Source organism: Deefgea chitinilytica (assembly GCF_016881405.1).
Lineage (GTDB): Bacteria > Pseudomonadota > Gammaproteobacteria > Burkholderiales > Chitinibacteraceae > Deefgea > Deefgea chitinilytica.
Window position 1 is genome coordinate 21,438 of sequence record NZ_WOFE01000006.1, and the last position, 18,962, is coordinate 40,399.

16 protein-coding genes, 1 pseudogene and 1 other annotated feature are annotated in these 18,962 nt (G+C 49.6%); of the genes and pseudogenes, 4 read left to right on the forward strand and 13 right to left on the reverse strand.

What is annotated here, in order from left to right:
- Positions 1 to 112: 112 nt before the first annotated feature.
- The 4 genes and pseudogenes from GM173_RS11810 to GM173_RS11825 all read right to left on the reverse strand — a co-directional run bounded on the left by GM173_RS11810 (position 113) and on the right by GM173_RS11825 (position 4,462).
- Positions 113 to 1,332, reverse strand: a pseudogene (locus tag GM173_RS11810) (IS3 family transposase).
- Positions 941 to 1,057: a sequence feature (AL1L pseudoknot), on the reverse strand. (Overlaps the previous pseudogene by 117 nt.)
- A gap of 68 nt (positions 1,333 to 1,400) precedes the next feature.
- Positions 1,401 to 2,396 carry a recombination directionality factor gene (locus tag GM173_RS11815; RefSeq protein WP_203571591.1) on the reverse strand — a complete coding sequence of 332 codons (996 nt, stop codon included), beginning with the start codon at positions 2,394 to 2,396 and terminating at the stop codon, positions 1,401 to 1,403.
- Positions 2,389 to 3,393 carry a YqaJ viral recombinase family nuclease gene (locus GM173_RS11820; protein WP_203571592.1) on the reverse strand — a complete coding sequence of 335 codons (1,005 nt, stop codon included), beginning with the start codon at positions 3,391 to 3,393 and terminating at the stop codon, positions 2,389 to 2,391. Before GM173_RS11820 ends, GM173_RS11815 begins: the two co-directional genes overlap by 8 nt.
- A 115-nt stretch (positions 3,394 to 3,508) precedes the next feature.
- Entirely contained in the window at positions 3,509 to 4,462 is a 954-nt protein-coding gene (locus GM173_RS11825) for a DUF932 domain-containing protein (protein WP_203571593.1), read from the reverse strand.
- 406 nt (positions 4,463 to 4,868) lie between these two features.
- Here GM173_RS11825 and GM173_RS11830 point away from each other — a divergent pair, with 406 nt between their 5' ends.
- Both GM173_RS11830 and GM173_RS11835 read left to right on the forward strand, forming a co-directional pair.
- A complete protein-coding gene (locus GM173_RS11830; protein ID WP_203571594.1) occupies positions 4,869 to 6,020 on the forward strand; it encodes a YagK/YfjJ domain-containing protein in 1,152 nt (383 codons plus the stop codon).
- A 253-nt stretch (positions 6,021 to 6,273) separates the two neighbouring features.
- The gene (locus tag GM173_RS11835) at positions 6,274 to 6,516 is read left to right on the forward strand and encodes a helix-turn-helix transcriptional regulator (protein WP_203571595.1); all 243 of its coding nucleotides are present in this window, start codon (positions 6,274 to 6,276) and stop codon (positions 6,514 to 6,516) included.
- Positions 6,517 to 6,525: 9 nt separating this feature from the next.
- Here GM173_RS11835 and GM173_RS11840 read toward each other — a convergent pair whose 3' ends face one another.
- From GM173_RS11840 to GM173_RS11850, 3 genes are read right to left on the reverse strand one after another with little or no spacing between them, the layout of a single operon-like run.
- Positions 6,526 to 7,248, reverse strand: a complete 723-nt coding sequence (locus GM173_RS11840) for a M48 family metallopeptidase (RefSeq protein WP_203571596.1) — start codon at positions 7,246 to 7,248, stop codon at positions 6,526 to 6,528.
- On the reverse strand, positions 7,238 to 10,360 hold the full coding sequence (locus GM173_RS11845) for a type I restriction endonuclease subunit R (RefSeq protein WP_203571597.1): 3,123 nt from the start codon (positions 10,358 to 10,360) through the stop codon (positions 7,238 to 7,240). The genes GM173_RS11840 and GM173_RS11845 overlap by 11 nt, the downstream gene beginning before the upstream one ends.
- Positions 10,357 to 10,581, reverse strand: coding sequence for a hypothetical protein (locus GM173_RS11850; RefSeq protein WP_203571598.1), 225 nt, complete (start codon positions 10,579 to 10,581; stop codon positions 10,357 to 10,359). Before GM173_RS11850 ends, GM173_RS11845 begins: the two co-directional genes overlap by 4 nt.
- Positions 10,582 to 10,713: 132 nt before the next feature.
- Here GM173_RS11850 and GM173_RS11855 point away from each other — a divergent pair, with 132 nt between their 5' ends.
- On the forward strand, positions 10,714 to 10,881 hold the full coding sequence (locus GM173_RS11855) for a hypothetical protein (protein ID WP_203571599.1): 168 nt from the start codon (positions 10,714 to 10,716) through the stop codon (positions 10,879 to 10,881).
- Here GM173_RS11855 and GM173_RS11860 read toward each other — a convergent pair.
- The 6 genes from GM173_RS11860 to GM173_RS11885 are packed head-to-tail and all read right to left on the reverse strand — an operon-like array spanning position 10,865 to position 17,349.
- Positions 10,865 to 11,497, reverse strand: coding sequence for a Fic/DOC family protein (locus GM173_RS11860; RefSeq protein WP_203571600.1), 633 nt, complete (start codon positions 11,495 to 11,497; stop codon positions 10,865 to 10,867). The genes GM173_RS11855 and GM173_RS11860 overlap by 17 nt on opposite strands.
- Positions 11,498 to 11,499: 2 nt before the next feature.
- Positions 11,500 to 11,985 (reverse strand): hypothetical protein, encoded by a 486-nt coding sequence (locus GM173_RS11865; RefSeq protein WP_203571601.1) that lies wholly within the window; start codon positions 11,983 to 11,985, stop codon positions 11,500 to 11,502.
- A 50-nt stretch (positions 11,986 to 12,035) separates the two neighbouring features.
- Entirely contained in the window at positions 12,036 to 12,959 is a 924-nt protein-coding gene (locus GM173_RS11870; protein ID WP_203571602.1) for an endonuclease NucS domain-containing protein, read from the reverse strand.
- A gap of 3 nt (positions 12,960 to 12,962) precedes the next feature.
- A complete protein-coding gene (locus tag GM173_RS11875; protein ID WP_203571603.1) occupies positions 12,963 to 13,709 on the reverse strand; it encodes a DUF2971 domain-containing protein in 747 nt (248 codons plus the stop codon).
- A complete protein-coding gene (locus tag GM173_RS11880; RefSeq protein ID WP_203571604.1) occupies positions 13,706 to 14,956 on the reverse strand; it encodes a restriction endonuclease subunit S in 1,251 nt (416 codons plus the stop codon). The genes GM173_RS11875 and GM173_RS11880 overlap by 4 nt, the downstream gene beginning before the upstream one ends.
- Positions 14,947 to 17,349: a type I restriction-modification system subunit M gene (locus GM173_RS11885; protein WP_203571605.1), complete on the reverse strand. Its 2,403-nt coding sequence runs from the start codon at positions 17,347 to 17,349 to the stop codon at positions 14,947 to 14,949. The genes GM173_RS11880 and GM173_RS11885 overlap by 10 nt, the downstream gene beginning before the upstream one ends.
- Positions 17,350 to 17,548: 199 nt before the next feature.
- Between GM173_RS11885 and GM173_RS11890 the strand changes: the two genes are divergently transcribed.
- Positions 17,549 to 18,844: a hypothetical protein gene (locus GM173_RS11890; RefSeq protein WP_203571606.1), complete on the forward strand. Its 1,296-nt coding sequence runs from the start codon at positions 17,549 to 17,551 to the stop codon at positions 18,842 to 18,844.
- The last annotated feature ends 118 nt before the right edge of the window (positions 18,845 to 18,962 follow it).

The window sequence follows — 18,962 nt, forward strand, 5'->3', positions numbered from 1 at the left end:
GATAGATGCCAAAATAACTGAGGCCGCAACCTGATGGTTTGCGGCCTCACATTTTTCAACCGTCGACATCGACTGAATCGCACTGGGTTTCGCGGAGGCTATTTGGTTTGAGTCAGACCAACATGGCCTGCTCGCTTTGATTACCATAATAGTTTGCTTCTGCTTCCGCAGGTGGAATATGGCCAATCGCCCCCAGCAAACGATGGTGATTGAACCACGAAACCCATTCCAATGTCGCTAGCTCCACAGATTCTAGGCTTTTCCACGGACCTAAACGATGAATCACCTCCGCTTTGTAGAGCCCGTTAATCGTTTCGGCTAGCGCATTGTCGTAACTATCACCCGTCGTCCCCACGGATGGCTCGATACCAGCCTCAGTTAATCGTTCGGTATAGCGAATCGACACATATTGCGACCTGCGGTCGCTGTGATGAATCAGTGCCTCACGCTCGGGCTGTCGCGCCCACAGCGCTTGCTCCAATGCATCAAGTACAAACTCGGTGTGCATGCTGCGACTGACTCGCCAGCCCACGATATACCGAGCGAATACATCAATCACAAACGCCACATACACGAAGCCTTGCCACGTCGATACGTAGGTAAAGTCCGACACCCAAAGCTGATTCGGCCGTTCGGCGACGAATTGACGATTGACATGGTCGCGAGGGCAAACGGCAGCAGAATCTGAATAGGTCGTTCGCACCGCTTTGCCGCGCGTGACACCGCGCAGACCAAGGCTGCGCATCAAGCGTTCAACGGTACAACGCGCCACCGTATGTCCATCACGTTTGAGCTGGCGCCAAACTTTGACTACGCCGTAGACCTGATAATTCGCTTTCCAGACATGCGCAATTTCACTACTCAATTGCTCATCACGAATGGCCCGTTAGCAGCGCAACGCTGGATTGCGCTGCCGAGCTGCATACCGTCGATAAGCAGACGGAGCGACCTGTAAAAGTTTGCAGATCGGCTCGACCCCGTGCTGCTCACGATGGGCATCGATGAATCCCCTGACTACTTCAATCGGCGGTCGAGCTCCGCCTGCGCGAAATACGCGCTGGCCAGGCGCAGAATTTCATTGGCCTTTTTAAGTTCGCGCACCTCACGCTCCAATGCTTTGATGCGTTCATTCTCGGCGGCATTTTTATTGGCTGGCACTGCATCGCCACCTTGGCGACGGCACCAAGTGCGCAACGTTTCGGGCGTACAACCAATTTTGCTGGCGATGGAAACGAGGGTAGCCCACTCGGATGGATATTCAGCGCGGTGTTCAATCACCATGCGCACAGCACGTTCGCGGACTTCGGGGGAAAACTGAGTTGATTTTTTCATGGCACCATTCTCTCAAGAATTGGAGCCTCCGCGAAACCCGGTGCGATTCAGCAAAGGCGATCAAGGTGTCAGTGGTTGAGTTTTGATTCATGATTACTTTCTCCTGTTGTGGACGCGCCGAGGCGTGGGGTTAAAGTGGTGGGGCGAATGGCTGGGTTGGTTTTATTGCCGGAAATGCAGGTGCTGGATGTTGTGCGTTGGTTGGCTTGCTGACTGGCGCTCGTGCCTTGAGTAGGTAATGCTTCATCGCCGACTTCGGCGTCTGGATAAAACTCTTCCAACACCAGCGGGATTTCTTCCGCACTGTCTTCAAATTGCCCATTCCCCAGCAAGGCTTTGGCGGCTTGTTCCAATTGCGCGATATTGATACCGGCTTCGGCATATTGCTGCGCCGCTTGTTGGGCAGCAGTCACTGCACTGACCAAGGTGTCGTCATCGCGTAAAGTCAGATCGACATAGAACACCGGCGCTCGATACGATTGCGTGGTGCTTTTAGCGCGTAGCTTGAGTTGCAATGGCAAGAAACGCGCTAGGCCATTCGATACCGCAGCAAAGTATTCTAAACGCGCAGCTAGTGTTCGCACCGAGTTGTAACCGGTAGTGCGAAACATAAACGAACCCAGCTCATCGTTTTGGCCTTCCACTTGCACATTCAATCGACCATACAATTTGCAGCCTTTTTCCTGCGCGTACTGGCAACGCTCGGGTGTTGGGCAAGCTATCTCATCAATACCTTCCCCCGTAACTCGTTTGGCGCACTCACCATTCCCTACGCACAATGGCCTTCCGGTTTGCCGATCAAACGCACTGAACTCCGCACGTAGATTCAGATCGCTGTCGTTAAACAGCAATTTGACTGGAATCGAACGAATCTTGTTGTTCGGGCTGGTTTCAGCCAATTGGGCATGCAGTGGGTGAAGTAGCCAACCGTCTTTACCTTGCACCTGTGTGGTCAACGTAAACGCATCGTCTTTTTCAGGCACCCACTTGTCTTTCTTTTGCACCAAGTGACCAATACTGATCCGGCCAATCACGGGCGGGGTAATCGCTAAGCCTTTAATCATGATGTGGTCCTCCAGTAGGGATGAGCTTTTTGGGCTGAATTAAGAATCGACGTGAGCCTTCGACTGACTTGATGTACTGCTGAATGATCTCGGGATGTTCGGCGCTCAGTTTGTCCAGATCCGGTGTGAGTCGATCTTTGGCTTTTTTCCAAGTAATGCGACCGGCAGCGAAGATTGCTGCGGTGGCTGTGCCTAGTGCGTTTTGTAGGCGTTGCCGGATCAGTGCTTCTTTGGCTTCAACTTCTTCTTTATGCTCACGCAACTCGATCAAGTTACTAAACAGCGCATTGAATTCCGCCGATTCAGACAGATCGATGGTTTGCCCGTCGTCACGGGGAAACAGCCATTGCAAAGCCACACTGGCATCATCACTACCGTCGGGATCAGGCTGAATATCGGCAGTGACGTGTTTCCAGAATTGCGTTTCCAGCTGAATCAGGTCCGCAATCTTGGCGTCATCGCGCTCAACTCGATAAATCCGAAAGTCTTGCCCACCAATCAACACCGCGACATCGGCCCAAGCAAAACCAGTCACCGCCAGTTGATGCAAGACCTGGCATTGATACGCCAGTGGAATACCGTCTTCCCATTGCGCCGACATGTGATAGCTGGCGGTTTTGATTTCGAGTACGCCGGTGCCTTCAGGCTGACCAATCACTTCCCGATCTAGATTGGCCAACATAAAGCGATGCTCAGGATGCTGCAAAATCGAATTCACTTTGCGCACCTTGTAGCCAGTGCGCTCGGCATAGACTGATGCCAATACCGGCTCAAGCACAGTACCCCACAACACCGCCGGTTTATCGGCGATGTCGTCGGGCTGTTTGCGGTGGGTTTTTTCCAGCCACAGGGTAAGTGGGCTTTTGTACGCACTAAACCCAATCGCTGCCGCTGCATCAGACGAGCCAATACCCAGCTCACGATACTGGAGCCATTGTTCATGGCTGAGATTCACAGTAGATGCCAGCCGAATGGCTTGGCCATAACGTTCACGCATGATGAAACCTCCAAAAGCAAAAAGCCCCGCAGGTTCGCCAGCGGGGCTTTGAATGAAATACGAAATGAAAGAAACCAAAGAAATCAAAGAACAGATTGAAAACGAACAGAATGGCTTATTGCAGCAAGGCCATCGCTTGGTTGAGTGCTTTACCTTTCAGCTGCGCACCTTGGCCAAACCAAGCTGAATCAAGACGGTAATCCTGACTCCGCGCTCGGCGTTGGTGATCGACAAACTCCGTGACGGCATTGAGCAAACCCCATGCTGTACCGCGACTACCAGCTAGCAACGAGCCCATCCCAGCACCACTGTATAAAGCCGTGACTTGCTGCATCGCACGTGACACCGCAGGGTTATCCATATCGAGAACCTGTTCACCCAGCACATCACCAAAGTACTGCGCCGCTTCGGTGGCGGTAATCGGGCGTTGTGACAGTTGCTTGATATTGGCAATAAATTGATCCCAGCCTGATAAGCCCAGACCCAGTGCTTCTTTGACTGCTTGCGGATCGAATTTGGTTGAGTGCGGCACTTTGACCGCGCCAGTGGAATTACCCACTGCCATCTGCAACGTGTTATTGCACACCACACGAACCGAAGTGAATTGGGCCGTAGTACACATCGAACCATCACAGCTAGTCGCAAGTAATAAATAGGCCTTCACCCGATCATTCCCGCGCAATAGTGTTTCTTGCCCAGTGCGTGCCAGCGCCCACAGCTTTTTACCGCCTTTCAGCACGCCAGCTGTTTCCAACTCAAAACCACCAGCCTCAACTAAGTCTTTATAAAAATGCAGCACCTCAGTCGGCTGCACGACTTGATAACGCGGCGAAACCACTGACAACGGTGCCAACGTATCGGATCGATACAGTACCTTGGCATCGCTGTGCGAACGAATATGCATGCCGGTGTTCGATACATTGAACAGCACATCGCTTTGATCAATCGACCATTCCATGCCTGCTTCACGCAGCCAAACATCCAACGGTTGTTGCTCAGTTAAACGATTACCCAAACCGTGCCACGGGGTGTCACGGACAAAAGCCATTGATTCGACAAGATGGGACATTTGAATTCTCCAGACGTAAGAAAGCCCAAGTTGGGACTTGGGCGAATTGAATTGGTCGGTAAAAAAATACGGTCTTGCTAATTACTTTGAAGAGAACAGAAGTGCGAATTTCCAGCGGCAGGTCACTGGGTCATCTTGGTGATATAGGTCTGAAATTATTTATAACTGAGCAAAATAACTTGGCACATCAACATCAAGCACTCAATGCCTTGTGTGTAATGACACCTGGGGTAAATAACTGCTTTGTTACAAGTTATTTGAAGACAGTCCTACTTTAGGTTTTATTTATCATTTCATTATTGACTGAGTACCAGTTGGAACGATTCTCGTTAGCTACTTCAAGCCAGTAGCAACGAGATCAGCCTTCTGATCTCTTCCTGATAAACCAACACAGGAAGACATCACCATGAAACACGATCAAATCAACGAGCTCTTTGAAACCTCAGATAACGAAGAGCTGATTTATTCCTCGCTAATTGAAGATTGCCTCACCCCTGAGCAAGATGAAATCGAACACGAATCCAAAGTAGTTGCCGACTATAGCGCTCGGGATCTTGCATTCATTTCTTTGTTGGAACGACGTCTACGTGCAGCGATACATGCTACTGAACCTGCCTTTGAAATCATTGAGCAACAGGGAACTAAGCGTATCAATAAGATCAACGCAGCAGGACATACGTATAAATTAATGCGTGATGCGTATTGGCATCAGCGTGTCAGAAAACTACTCAGCACAAAACAACTTAACCCGTTTCTTGACTTGGTGATGAATGGCTGGGGATCGATTAGCGATTTGAGTTGGGTGTACTGTTCCGCCGATATGTTGATGCGTGATGGGATGCTCGCAGCTGAAAAATTTAACCAATCACTCGAAGATTTACGCCGACATGTACAAAGCAAAGAATTTCAAAGTCGCACTACGCAATGGTTTACTCAATCAAGTTACCACTATCGCAGCACTAAATGCTATGTGGAGCACTTATTTGATAAGCATGCGCGCTTATTGGTGATGCGATTAGATCTAGGGTTTCGTGTCGGTAGTGATTTGCGTAGCGATGTGTTGACTTGTCGATCTTGCTTTAAACGTTTTCTGGCCAATCAAGACAATAACGGTTTGTTTGATCATCAGGTGGGTTATATCTGGCGATTGGAATTCGGTGAACAGAAAGGCTGGCACTATCACTGCATTATTTTCTTTGATGGGTCAAAAAGCCGCCAAGACGTCTCGATTGGTGATGCGATAGGGACTTATTGGCGAGATGTGATTACATTCGGACAAGGTACGTACTGGAATTGCAATCGTCACAAAGAGCGTTACGAATTATTCAAAACGCTGGGGGTGGGTATGGTCCATGCAGAAGATGAGTGCAAACGCATCAAGCTAATGCAGGCTGCAGCTTATTTATGCAAGATCGATCAGTGCTTACGACAAGCTATGCCTGATGGTGTAACAGGGGTTCGTACTTTTGGTCGTGGCGAAATCAATCAGTCAACTCTTGGGCAAACCAAGATGGGACGACCTCGCTCGATCAGATCTACTGCACCTTTGGAGGACTAGGTAAAAAAATACGAAACACCCTGATCGATTGAGTAAAGCAATTAACTTAAAAACGTGTGCGTTACATGCCACAGCAGCTGGCGCGAACTAGTAACGTATAGAAATTTTGTCGAAGTGAACACCGTTTAAAGCCATTGCCAGACTCAAAAACAAATAACTTTTCCATATTTTTATTGATGCAGTTTCTTCCATGATTTTTTTTTACGAATAGCCCCGCACTGCGGGGCATTTTTATGCGAGCGAGGTATGTATCATGACCGCAGAAAACTCAGTACGATTTTTACGGATAAAGGAGCTCACTCAGCTCATTGGGATGGCGAAATCAACGATTTATGATCGGTTGGATCCGAAGTCAAAACGCTATGACCCCACATTCCCTGTGCCGATTAAATTGGGCGCTGGGGTGACGGTTTGGGCATCGAATGAGATTGAGGCTTGGATGAAAGCGTGTATGGAGGCCGCGCGTGGTGGGGTTCAGCAAGCAATAAATAGGTGATTGGCTCTCTTAGTACCGCCATTCCTCATGTGCCAACATCCCCTGATTTAATTCGTCACGTAGCACACGCCAATTGCCCAAGTGCAGATCCATCAAGGTCATAAATCGTTCGTTGTGATGACGCTCTAGCAGATGAATGAGTTCGTGCACCACGATGTACTCAATGCATTGAGGTGATTTCTTCGCCAGCTCAAGGTTGAGCCAAATCCGTCCTGTTTGAGTATTGCAACTGCCCCAGCGCGTTTTCATTTTGCGAATGCCGCAAAAGCTGGGTGCTACATTCAACACTGGCAGCCACTTTTCCAGTAATGAGTCCACAACTATTCTGAGTTGCGTTCGATACCATTCGTGCAGAATGCGTTCTTTCTGCTCGCTGGTCTTGTCGCTTTTGCAGTTCAGAATAAGGTGGCGGCTACCGCGCAGGCTGATTTGGCTGTGATGACTTGACTCAACCTTGAGGCGGTAAGCCTTGCCCAAAAAGAAATGAGTTTCGCCAGAAACCATTTGCCTTGCTGATTGGCGCGGCTGATTGTGGAATTTCAAACGTTGGCGTTTAATCCAGCCTAATTTACCAATTACCGCTAAACGAATTGCTTCATCGCTAACGGCTAATGGGGCAGCGACACGCACTCTGCCATTGGGCGGATAAACACCCAAGTGCAGATTTTTAATATCTTTACGATCAATCTCAACGGCAATGCCGCTAACGATGATGTGATGCTCAGTACTCATGTTGATGCTTAATTAGCTCTATCAGGCGGTCGAGCATCTTATCCATTTCATCGTCGTTCTGGGGTAAATAGTTTGGCGCTGGTACATTCACCACGCCAGCACTCTCAAGCGCAAACGATTCCAAGGTGAGACGCATCGCGTTACGGATCTTTCTTTGCTTGATATTGCTGCTGCGCCAGTCGTCCTGCTTGCTAGCCAGAATGACTTTATTGAGCCGGACAGCCAGCTCTTCGTTTTTATCTAGATTGTCGTACAGTGCTTTTTGTGCGCTAGTATTCAGGCTAGCTGGGTAAGTGCTGGTGCCCATGGGGTTTTTGGCTTTGCGGGTTAGCTCAACCACTTTGGTCAGGTATTCCTGATACTTGATCGCGCCGTTGCGGCGTTGTTCGATTAGCGCATCAAGCAGGGCCGACATTGTTTCGTAGTACTTTGGATTGATCGGTGTTTCGTCGATGATCAGCTTGCGTACGTTATTTTCAATCGTTTCAGCCATGCTGTTTTCATTGCCGCGTATCGCTTTAGGCAAGGCTTCGACCGCATCGGTGCCGCGCTCTACAATCAGCTGGATCAGCGACATATCGTCAAAGGCTGAAATCTTCTCGCTTTCTTCAGCGCGAATATAGCTGTCGATCAAGTGCCGCATTGCGGGCTCGTAGGTTTTTAGGTCGATATAGTCGGCACTGTGGATCTTGATCTCGCTGCGCACTTTTTCAAAGTGATCAACTTCCTGCTTAATGGTCTCAATCTCTTTGGCGCTATAGCCAGCTTCGGTCAGTTCGCTGGCGATATTGGCGTAGGTGCGGATCAGTGTTGCGGTCAGCTTATAGAGCGCTAAACGTTTAGCTTCATTGGTTTTCAAATCAGTCGCCGAGCCATCACCGCAGAAGAATCGCTGATACGCAGGGCTATCTTTTGGTGGCTCTACCGGCTCGCATAGCGCCTTAATCGCTTCGCGTGCGTCTTCCAGATCGGCAGCGGCCATGCTCAGGCGATCTTCCAGTAAGCCTTGTACATCGTCTTTGTCATAGCCATCGAGTGCGCCGCTGGTGTAGTCGCCGATGGAGTCTTCGAGTCGTTTGAATAAGTCTTGGTAGTCGATGATGTAGCCATATTGCTTGTCTTCACCATCCAGCCGGTTCACGCGGCAAATGGCCTGGAACAAACCGTGGTCACGCATCTTTTTGTCGATATACAGATAGGTGGCTGACGGCGCATCAAAACCGGTGAGCAATTTATCCACCACGATCAGCAGGCGCATCTGGCCGGGCTCGTCGATGAATTTCTTTTTGACCTCTTTTTCAAACTGCTCGGGGTCTTTGCCAGCCAGCATCTGATTGTAGATTTGATACTGGCGCAGCCGTTCGGTCAGCCCTTCACCAGTGCTTTCGCCTTTGATGTCGGCAGGAGAGGGTTTGTAGCTGGTCACAATCGCGCATTGCTCGCCCATACCCGCTTTGCAAAATAGCTCGTAGCATTTGCAGGCTTCAAAAATACTGCTGGTGACGAGCATCGCATTGCCGCGCCCATTGGCAAGGCGGTCGCGGGTTTCCATGTCAAACAAAATGTCGTTGACGATCTTTTCCAGCCGAGATTGGCTAGACAGCACTTTTTGCAAAGTACCCCAGCGCGCTTTGAGCTGCGCTTTGGCCAGATCGGTTAGTCCTTTAGTCTTGGCTGCAAACCACTGATCAATCTTGGCTTGCGATGTCACGCTCTGATCAATGTCGCGTGCCTCGTAGCGCAGATCGAGCACCACGCCATCGCGCACAGCTTCGTTGAATTTGTAGGTATGGATATAACTGCCAAACACTTCAATCGATTTTTGCTTATCCGATTTCAGCAGCGGCGTACCGGTAAAACCGATAAACACCGAGTTAGGCAGGATCGATTTCATTGCCTTGTGCAGCTCACCTGATTGTGTGCGGTGGCACTCGTCGACGAACACATACAAATCGCCCTTTGGGGCAAAATCGGCAGGCAGGCTTTTTTTCACTTCCTCGATGTACGCTGCGATATCGCCAACGTCTTCGCCGTCCTCTTTACCGCCGAATTTATGAATCAGCGAGCACATTAGCCACGGGCGAGTATCGTTTAGCTGGGCGATCAGATCAGCGCCGCTCTTGGCGCGGCTGATTTCTTCGTTGACGCCTTTGAATACTTTTTCAATCTGCTCATCGAGCTCGGTACGGTCGGTGATGATGAGCACGCGCGCGTCTTTGATGTTTTCGCGTATCCATTTAGTCAGCCACACCATCGTCAGGCTTTTACCTGAGCCTTGCGTGTGCCAGATGATGCCGCCTTCGCGGCGTTTCAGATATTGCTGTGCTTCGCGTACGCCGAAATACTGGTTTTGGCGGCAAAGCTTTTTTACGCCCGCATCAAACACCACAAAATCGTGGATTAGCTCCAGAAAGCGTTTCTTCTCACAGATTTGCAGTACATGCCGATCAAGCAGGTTTTCTGCCGTGCTCGGCTCTTTCCATTCCAGATAATATTTCTCGCGGGTTTCAATCGTGCCGTAGCGCACGCCCTGCGTATCGTTGCCCGCCATCACCAGCTGCATGGTGGAAAAGAAGGGCTGGATGAATTCTTTTTTCTGATTATCCAGATTCTGGCGTATGCCCTCGGATACCGAAACGGTTGAGCGCTTTAGCTCCAATACACCCAGCGCAATGCCATTGATATACAGCACGATGTCAGGTCGCTTGGTACTTGCCTTCGCGTCTGCACCTTTCACAGTCACTTCTTCGGCAATCGCAAAATCATTGTTCTGCGGCGCTTTCCAGTCGATTAGCCACACCGTCACCGTGTTTTCGCCAATGTCGGGCTTCACCTTCACGCCATAGCGCAGTAGCTCGTACACTGCTTTGTTGCGGTCATACAGCGAGAGCTGGGTATTGTTAACGGCCTTATCAAACTCGTACAAAGCCCGGCGGATCAACGCATCATCCACGCCTTGCTTAGTCAGCCAAGCAGTGAGTACACCCGATTCAACATTGCGATTGTCCGTGCGCTTTTCCCAGTCACCCAGATAGCGGTAGCTCAGCTTAGATTGGAATAGTTGAACAATGCGGTTTTGAGTTGCGCGTTCGATTTGGCCGACGGTGCTCATGCTGGTTTTTTCCGATAACGTTTGGTGCCGATGGGAACGTGTATATTTGGCGGTAATGTTTTTAATACAGACACAAGGCCATGCTGATTGAATGCCACCAATTGATTGCCTTGTACCTCGACCAGAGTGCGGCCTGTATCGAGAGCGCGTTGTCGCGCCTCGCGAAAAGCTAAAATGATCGCGCCAACAATGGCTTCATCACGCGAATTACTAGATTGCATTCACATACCCTACCAAGGTAATGCCTTGAGCATTAATCGTATCAATGCCTAAGGACGGATACACAAAAATTTAAGCAAAGATGATTGTTTATTGTTCATGTATAATTAATTTAAATTTCCTGGATCAAGCTCATGGCTAAATCAGTTCAAACCTCAATTCGCAAACCCATCAGTGCCCAAGCCGTATTGCGTGCGGTGGCCAGCTCAACGGCGATTGAAACGGGTCAAAACATCCAACAGCTCGAAAACAAACTCAAGCAGCCTTCTAGCAAATTTGCCTCGCTCAAGCTGGCGCGCTAATTTCACCTAGCGCCCGATCTACCCAATATTTCATCGGCTGGTAGTCGCACTGCATCCCAGCCTGAATCGCAGCAAAGTAAGCCGATTTATTCGCATCCCATGCGCTGTAATCCAGCGGCTCCGCACCGCCTTGTACCGCCATCACATCGGCCAGTAATCGCGACAAGCGCCCATTTCCCTCACGGAATGGATGAATCAAAATCAGCTCGATATGCGTAACTGCGATGGCTTCCACTAGGTCAGCTCGACTCAAGCCATTGCAAGGCGTAAACCGAGTCAGGCAATCGCGCTCAAAACCATCGAGCAAACGTGGGATTTGTGCCGCAGCCGCAAAATGAAAATCGCCTTTGCTCATATTCACCGAGCGCACGCAGCCAGCCCAATCATAAACATTGCCTAGCCAAAGATGGTGCCAATCCTGCAGGTCAGCCACCGTGATTTGCCGGTCAGGAAAATCATCGACCAGCACCAGCTCGTACAGCTGCTGCAGCAAGACCAGTTCGGCTTCATCCATATCGTCGGGTGAGGTGATGGCGAGCTTGTTGGCGAGTACCAGTTCATCTGAACCGGGCTCAAAAGCGCCTTGAGCTCCACCAATGGCATAACGATTATCCATGCTCAAGCTTCTTCTAACTCTTGCAAAACACCGTTTTTAAAGTGAAGAATGACTTCTTCAATGGGCGGTTCATCAGCATCCTGTGGTCGTTCCCAATCATCAAGGTAGGTGCTCAGATGCATGCTGCCGCTGAATGGGATCACCAAATCTTCAAACACAATAAACTCATGCCGATATTCGCGCAGCTCGGTGGGTTTGCCTGAAAAGTCGGTGAACTGTTCATAGCGCAGCAGCACCTCTTTGCGCGCACCTTGGGGCAAATAGTCTTTTGATCCTTCGCTAAGGTTTACCTCAAGCTTGAATAGATAAAGCTTGTCGCCACACACCTGAAAATGATCGATTCGACCCTCCCAATTGGCGGTATGCTCCGACTCGGTTGTAAAGCCCAAAGCTTCGCTACTGGGGATGCAATCGGTGTCGCCGTACCAAGCGTCAATCTGGTATTTACGTCCATCAAATTGGCAAATGTCAGGAATTTGTTGGGTCATTTCAGTCCTAAGTGTGAGGAACAAATGGCTTTTGCAAATGGCGTGGCCTGTTAGATCTTGGAAAGCTTAAAACTAATCTGATACCGATAAAAATCCACATTCCCCACCGCAGCCAACGCTCTGCGGATGCGTTGATCGTCTTCTAGCGCGATGATCGCGCCGCGCACGGTTTGGTTTTCTTCGGCGAGTTCGCTCATCACAAAGCCCATATAGCGCAGCACTTGGCCGACTACGGCGTCGCTGGCGCGGCCTTTTTTTAGCTCGACGACTAATAGCTGCTTTTTGTCTTTGCTGATCGCCAAAATGTCCATCGGCCCCGTGTCGCTAGGATATTGCTGGCCAATCGTTTCGCCATCTTCGGTGAAAATATCGTAATCCTTGCCCAGCTCGGTTTGTGCCCAGTTGGCGACGAGGAAATCTTCCAGATGTTTTTCCAGCGCAAACGAGGTTGGGTCTTCGATTTCGGGATCGGTGCTGAGTATCTTGGGCGCGGCCTGCTGGCCAAGCAGGCTGTCGATCTCGCTGGCGTATTTGCTGATCGTGCTCACCGTACCAATCGAGCCACAAGAATTGCGCAGCGCTTCGCTCATGTCGCTGCGTGCAATCGCGGCAAACCAGCGCACTGCGCGGCGATGCGGCAAGATCTCGCCCGCCAGATATTGATAATCGGCCAATACCTCACCCACGCGGTACGTGCCCTGCCCATCGGGGCAGAGCACGATGTCGCCGTTTTGAATGCCTTTCGATATCGTCCAAAGCACACCACAAGCCAAACCTGCCGCTACTTTGCTTTTGCTTGGATTCTGAGCGATCCATTGGGGTGCCAATATGTGATTAAACGCGCGACTATCCTCGCTCAGAAGTGGCTGTAAGTCTTGGTGAACGCTAAAGTGAGCCCCGATGAAGTTGCCAGCAAAACAATCAGCTGCGTACATCGAGTTTCGGCCTAGCATGACGCGGTAGTAGTTTTTCATTGATTACTCAATACGGATTTTAAAACTCTTCTTGTCACGCACGGCATCCCGAATGCAAATGTCGCGACCTTCAATGAGCTTCATAACTGCATCTTTATCTTGTTTTGAAATTAATTCGCCAAAAATGATCTCTTTGATTGCGTTAGGTGCGTGTGAATACAGCCCATGACCAACCCAAGCGTATTCCGGACTAGAGTCTGGGCTTGCCTGAACGACGATACGACATTCTTCTTCGTGATTAAACGAGCTAGACTTTAGCGCAAACATTTTTTGTCGTTCAGCATCTGTCTGTTGATCATTGTTCAGTAACGCAAATTCATCAATTTGACTTAGCTCGGCATCATCGTAAGCAAGATCAAACACGTACTTCCATCGCTTACTGCATTCAGTATTTGAAGGTGTTAAAGGCTCAAGGGAGTCCAAGAGTTTGGCTAAGTCATAGCCAATCGCAACTCCCTTTAATCCATCGCCGTAATAAGCCCACATGGGCAAATTAAAGCCATTTTTACACAGGCATAAGATGCCTGATTCTCGAATGTTGCGCTCTAGTGCCTTGCTAAAAGGTGTGTCAGAGAAGATCCGCTCTGGCTCGAAAGGATCGTTAAATGAGCTAGGTTTTGCCAACCAAATCTGATTTAAAAGCAGTGATCTAAACAAATAATCATTAACAGCTCGATATTTATAGACCGTATCCGGTAGCTCTAAGCTCTCAGGAACTGGACAAACATAATTAATCACCGCAGGTTTCATATCAAACGAGTCCTGCCAGTTAAAAGCTCTTGCATCATGCCTTGCTTGAGGGCGCGGGTTTTGTCGCGGCGGGCTTCGAGGGCGGTGATTTCGGCGTCCATGTCAGACAGAACTGTTGCGATAGCAGTTTGTTCTTTTAAATCAGGCAAAGTTAATTCTATTGATTTAACAATGTCACCACTAAGATTGGGCTGACCACCCTGAGTATATGTTTTGATAATCCAAGGCTTTAGAAAGGATAAAAGTTGGTAAAGATAGTCGGTGTTGTCGCGATATAGAACAATTGCCAACACCGCTTGATTAATAGCCGCATTTATCTTTGAAATGGCAACAACGCCAGCTGTTGCACCATACAAAGCGATCAACAAATTCCCATTCTGGACTAATTTTGCTGATGAATTCTCAAATCCTTTTTGAGTTATTCGCCCATTGACATCGTGGATGAAGCCTTGATTTAGGTCGCCTGACGTTATCCATTGAATATCGCCACCGTAATAAGCTGAATTTGAAGTGGGTGGTGTCCCACCAGAAAAGAAATCAGCAATGTCTCCCAGCCGCTTCACTTCCCACTCCCCACTAAACCCGGGTAGGCGGGTTTGGGCGGTTAGGAGTTGTTGCATGGCGGCTTGTTTGAGGTCGCGTTTTTTGGCGATCAGCGCGTCGAGCTGGGCGAGCAAGGCATCGATGTCGGAGAGCGCGGTGGCAATCTGTTGTTGCTCTGTTCGAGAAGGGATTGGCACACGAAATTTCGCCAAATCCAAACAACTAACAACTGGCTGTGCTCCTTCTTTCTGGCAGTCGAGAATTTGCCGCCACCCCTTTGTGCTTTCTAAGAAAGCCTTAATAAAATTCGGCGCTGCTTTATCTTCGTCAATGGCGATTCGCGCTGTACTGCGAGAAAGAATGGACTGATCTAGCCAGTTCGGAATATGCACGACTTGACCTATCCCTGCACCAACGACAGTCATAACCAAATCTTTAGAACGAATTTTGGCATTTTTATACTGCTGTTCTAGCGATAAAGATACTCTGTGCATTCCGTCCGGACCTGTCCAGCCTTTGGAGTAGTCCTGACTGCGAAGCATTAAGCAGCCTTGTGCATCAAACTTGCCTGGCTGAACAACACCATATCGGATAGCACGAGTGTTTTGCACCAGCTCTCCTAGTGAGCTTACCTTCCAATCCTCCGGAATCATTCCCACTTCCGTCTGCTTATAGCCCTGCGGGATGGCTTTGCTTAGTTCCATGCCAACCCCATTTTTTTCAGGTGTTCAGTTACTTTCGCGCTGAGTGCTTCCACTTCGGCTTCTAGTTGCGGTAGCGGCGTCGCGTAGCGTTCGGCTAGTTCTTTGATGCGGCGGGTCAGGGTTTGGCTGACGCGGTCGAGCTCGCACTGTACGCTGGCCTCTAGCGCTGCGAGCCATTTGTATTCGACAACCAGATTGCAGACTTCCACTTGGCTGATCTGGCGGTATTGCTGCACGACTTTGGTGTCGAGCGCTTTTTGCGCGTCTTTCAGCTTTTTGCTGGCGGCAGCCTCAAGTTCGGAGAGTGCCAACCATGCTTTAAGCTGGGCGAGCTCTTCGGCAGCGCTGCTGTCTTTGGCGATGACCTTGGCGCGATCTTTGACGCTTTTGGCGCTGAGTTTGCCTTTTTCGGTTTTAGCCTCGCACAGCAGACCATCTTCAGCGCCGTGTTCTTCTTCCATTTCTTCTAGCTGGCGGGTGATGTCATCGCGCTGGCTTTCCAGCTCGGCTAGCTGTGCCGCTTCAGCAGCAAAGTAGTGGGCGATGATCAGGTCTTTGGGTAGTAGATCGGTGTTCGGGGATGGATTAGAAGGGGCATTGTTCCAACCCAACCAGCTGCCATCACTGATTACCATTTGTACGTCGTCTTGCAGCGTGGTGGCCCAGTAGTCGAGCAGGTGCTGGTAGAGGTCGTAGTTATCAATTAGCGCGAGGTCAGCATGGCTGGCCAGTAGATCCTCGGCGATGCTGTGGATTAGCTGCTTGGGCTTGGTGTAGGGGTTGATGCCTTTGAGCTGCGGTAACACTCGTTTTTCCCAGGCGCTGAAATGCGCTTTGGCGTTGGCATTAAAGGCGATGAATTCGGGGTGATTGAAAATGGTGGTTTTGATGTCGCCAGTGGCCACAGTTAGATTGCTGTAGCCGGGGTATTGGCTTACAGTGAATAGCTGTGAACGCATAGCGGGCAATACGTGCCAGTATGCTTGTAGCGCATCAATATCACGATCTGGGATGCCGCCGCGCAAATGGGCGGCGAGGTCTTGCAGATCTTCGGCGTCAGAGGTGTCGATGTAGCGCGGTAGATTCAGGTTGTAATCATTACCGGCGATTTCAGCCAGTGGCACGAGGCGGCTGTATTTGGGTGTTTCGTGTTGTTGGGTGAAGGTATCGACGATTTTGTGGATGTCTTGCTCACGTAATCTATTTTTATTGCCGTCTTTGATGAAGCCTTTGCTGGCATCGATCATAAAGATGCCTTTTCGTGCGGCAGCGTGCTCTTTATCCAGCACGATAATGCAGGCCGGAATGCCGGTACCGTAAAACAGATTGGCAGGCAGGCCGATGATGGCTTTGATATAACCACGGCTGACGATCTCTTGCCGAATGCGGCCTTCAGCGCCGCCACGGAACAGCACGCCATGCGGCAAAATCACTGCGGCTTTCCCAGTGGATTTAAGCGAGGTGAGCATATGCAGCAAGAAGGCGTAATCGCCGTTCTTTTCGGGTGGCACGCCAAATTCAAAGCGCTTGTATTCGTCCTCTAGCGGATTGAGGCCATTGCTCCAGGCTTTGGTCGAAAACGGTGGATTGGCGACGATAAAATCATGGCGCTTGAGGCTGCCATCGGCTTCTTTGAAATAGGGGCGCGATAGTGTGTTGTCTTGCCAGATTTCTGCCGTAGGGCAATCGTGCAAGATCATGTTCATTTTGGCCAAGGCGCTGGTGGCGTTGTCCATTTCCTGCCCGTAGATCGTTAGATCGAGCGAGGTAGCGTGCTTGGCTTCGTCGTGCGCTTTGAGCAGCAGCGAGCCCGAGCCGCAGGTGGGGTCATAAATGGTTTGATCGCCTGATTTGGCCTCGTGCAGATTGAGCACTTTTGACATCACGCGCGAGACTTCTGCTGGCGTGTAAAACTGGCCTTTGGATTTGCCCGAGTCAGTAGCGAAATGGCGCATCAAGTATTCGTAGGCATCGCCCAGAATATCGTCGCCATCGGCACGGTTGCCCGCGAAATTGAGATTGGGGTTGTCGAAAATGCTGATCAGGTTGGTGAGCCGATCAATCATATCCTTGCCCTTGCCGAGCTTATCTGGATCGTTGAAGTCGGCTACATCAATCACGCCTTTCAGATCGTTAGCTTCGGCCAGCTTGGCGATAATGATATTGATCTTGTCGCCGATTTCTTTGTCGCCCTTGAGCGCGACCATATCGGCAAAGCTACCGCCTGCAGGCACTTCGATCAGCGAATCCCTGCCCCTGTATTTATCCGAGACATATTTCACGAATAACAGTACTAGTACGTAGTCTTTGTACTGGCTGGCATCCATCCCACCACGCAGCTCGTCGCAGCTTTTCCAGAGGGATGAGTAAAGTTCAGATTTCTTGATGGCCATAAGGTGCTCGGTAAGGTATTGCGATGGCATAAAACGCAAGTAAAAAGCCACGTTCAGCCGAAAATAGGATGGGTGAGATGATACCTTGCTGACGAATAACTTTCTATCAATTGTTGGCGGGGTGATAGGTGGGGTTTATGCTGCAGGTAGAGCCAATTCAAAATTGTGGCTGGAATGAATTTAACGATTGGTGGCCGTAATGAAGACTAAACAGATCGAAGCGCATTTGCTTGAAGTGGCGAAACTTAAGCAAAGAAATTTAGATGGCTATTTTTATCACGAGAATCAATTTCAGCAGAGCTTGGTTTTTAGTGGGCGCAAGCTGGATGATGTTCGGCTGGCAAGGATTGATTTATTGATGCGCCAACTGCTGCGCTACTTGGTGCTGAGTGCAGAAAAACGACAGGGATATGATTTTTTTACCAGCTTACCACCGCTATTTGCATTGGCAGAAACTCGTAACGGATTGAAGCTTTTATGGGTTAAAGGAATGTTGCCGTTTTTGACTGCGGAAAGAACTCGATCAATCGGTGTCTATCGTGGCTACAAATGTTCCCCATGGGCGCACTTTTTTTGTGATTATGCATGTGCGACGTTGCTGCTGAATTCGATTGAGGCGGCTAGTCCTACGCGGTCATGGTTAAATAAAACCCGCGATCTCGACGATCCACAGCCTGGATTTTCTATTGGTGAGCTGAAGAGATCAATAGGGGAGGCCTTGGATAAGTTACGTCCCCATGTGGCAAAGTACAAAAGCGACATGAAGTCGCTGGAGTCGTCGGTAAATGCAAATTACAAGAGCCTGAGTCAGCAAATTAATCGTTTCATTCGAGCGGAAAAGCAGGTGTGTGTTACGGCGTTAAAATTGCTCTACAGTGCAGAGTGGCATCGTCAATTTAAGGCACCTGAGTATTATTTCAGCCAGGTAAGCGCCGATATAAAGCGTCTGCTGCAAAGTAAAGCGCATAAGGACTTGCACCAAAAAATAACGGGGTTTCTCTGGAAAATTGAATCGGCCGATGAGGGGCTTCGTGTGCATTTGATACTGTTTTTACGCCCTGATGTTGTTAATGATCCAGTTTTATTTCGTGAGCAGATCGGGCAGCGCTGGGCGAGGGATGTCGTTGCGGATTCTGAGGGTGGTTATGCCACTGCATGGTTCGATGGGGCACAAAATGTGGATATATGTCCTCCCCATGATTTTTGCGCTGGTAGCAGTGAGATTTCCCAAAAAATTGATGAGATTGTTTGCTACGTGGTGCTGCAGGATTTCTTTCGTCGTTACCAAGGTGATGACAAGGTAATTGCCAAAGATGATGTACTAGATAAGATTACTGGAGCGAAGTCGTCTGTTGTTTTGGGCTGCGATATTCAGCAGGCTCGAAAGCGGTACAAGCATCATACTTATGCTTTTGGATATGGTCAGCAGGAACGGAGGCGGAAGGTGGGGGCAGTGCAGGTACGGTCAACAAAAAATAAAGATGCTGCTGCGTGATTGTTGGTTTAAAAAAGAACCAACAAAAAGACCAACAATGTTGTTGGACTGGGTGGTAAACTGTGGGATTGCGTTGGACACAAAAAACCCCACAAACCTAGGTTTTATGGGGCTTATC

Coding starts and splice junctions, on each gene's coding strand:
- GM173_RS11815 (WP_203571591.1), bottom strand. CDS start 2,396: ATGATTAAAGGCTTAGCGATTACCCCGCCCGTGATTGGCCGGATCAGT.
- GM173_RS11820 (WP_203571592.1), bottom strand. CDS start 3,393: ATGCGTGAACGTTATGGCCAAGCCATTCGGCTGGCATCTACTGTGAAT.
- GM173_RS11825 (WP_203571593.1), bottom strand. CDS start 4,462: ATGTCCCATCTTGTCGAATCAATGGCTTTTGTCCGTGACACCCCGTGG.
- GM173_RS11830 (WP_203571594.1), top strand. CDS start 4,869: ATGAAACACGATCAAATCAACGAGCTCTTTGAAACCTCAGATAACGAA.
- GM173_RS11835 (WP_203571595.1), top strand. CDS start 6,274: ATGACCGCAGAAAACTCAGTACGATTTTTACGGATAAAGGAGCTCACT.
- GM173_RS11840 (WP_203571596.1), bottom strand. CDS start 7,248: ATGAGTACTGAGCATCACATCATCGTTAGCGGCATTGCCGTTGAGATT.
- GM173_RS11845 (WP_203571597.1), bottom strand. CDS start 10,360: ATGAGCACCGTCGGCCAAATCGAACGCGCAACTCAAAACCGCATTGTT.
- GM173_RS11850 (WP_203571598.1), bottom strand. CDS start 10,581: ATGCAATCTAGTAATTCGCGTGATGAAGCCATTGTTGGCGCGATCATT.
- GM173_RS11855 (WP_203571599.1), top strand. CDS start 10,714: ATGGCTAAATCAGTTCAAACCTCAATTCGCAAACCCATCAGTGCCCAA.
- GM173_RS11860 (WP_203571600.1), bottom strand. CDS start 11,497: ATGGATAATCGTTATGCCATTGGTGGAGCTCAAGGCGCTTTTGAGCCC.
- GM173_RS11865 (WP_203571601.1), bottom strand. CDS start 11,985: ATGACCCAACAAATTCCTGACATTTGCCAATTTGATGGACGTAAATAC.
- GM173_RS11870 (WP_203571602.1), bottom strand. CDS start 12,959: ATGAAAAACTACTACCGCGTCATGCTAGGCCGAAACTCGATGTACGCA.
- GM173_RS11875 (WP_203571603.1), bottom strand. CDS start 13,709: ATGAAACCTGCGGTGATTAATTATGTTTGTCCAGTTCCTGAGAGCTTA.
- GM173_RS11880 (WP_203571604.1), bottom strand. CDS start 14,956: ATGGAACTAAGCAAAGCCATCCCGCAGGGCTATAAGCAGACGGAAGTG.
- GM173_RS11885 (WP_203571605.1), bottom strand. CDS start 17,349: ATGGCCATCAAGAAATCTGAACTTTACTCATCCCTCTGGAAAAGCTGC.
- GM173_RS11890 (WP_203571606.1), top strand. CDS start 17,549: ATGAAGACTAAACAGATCGAAGCGCATTTGCTTGAAGTGGCGAAACTT.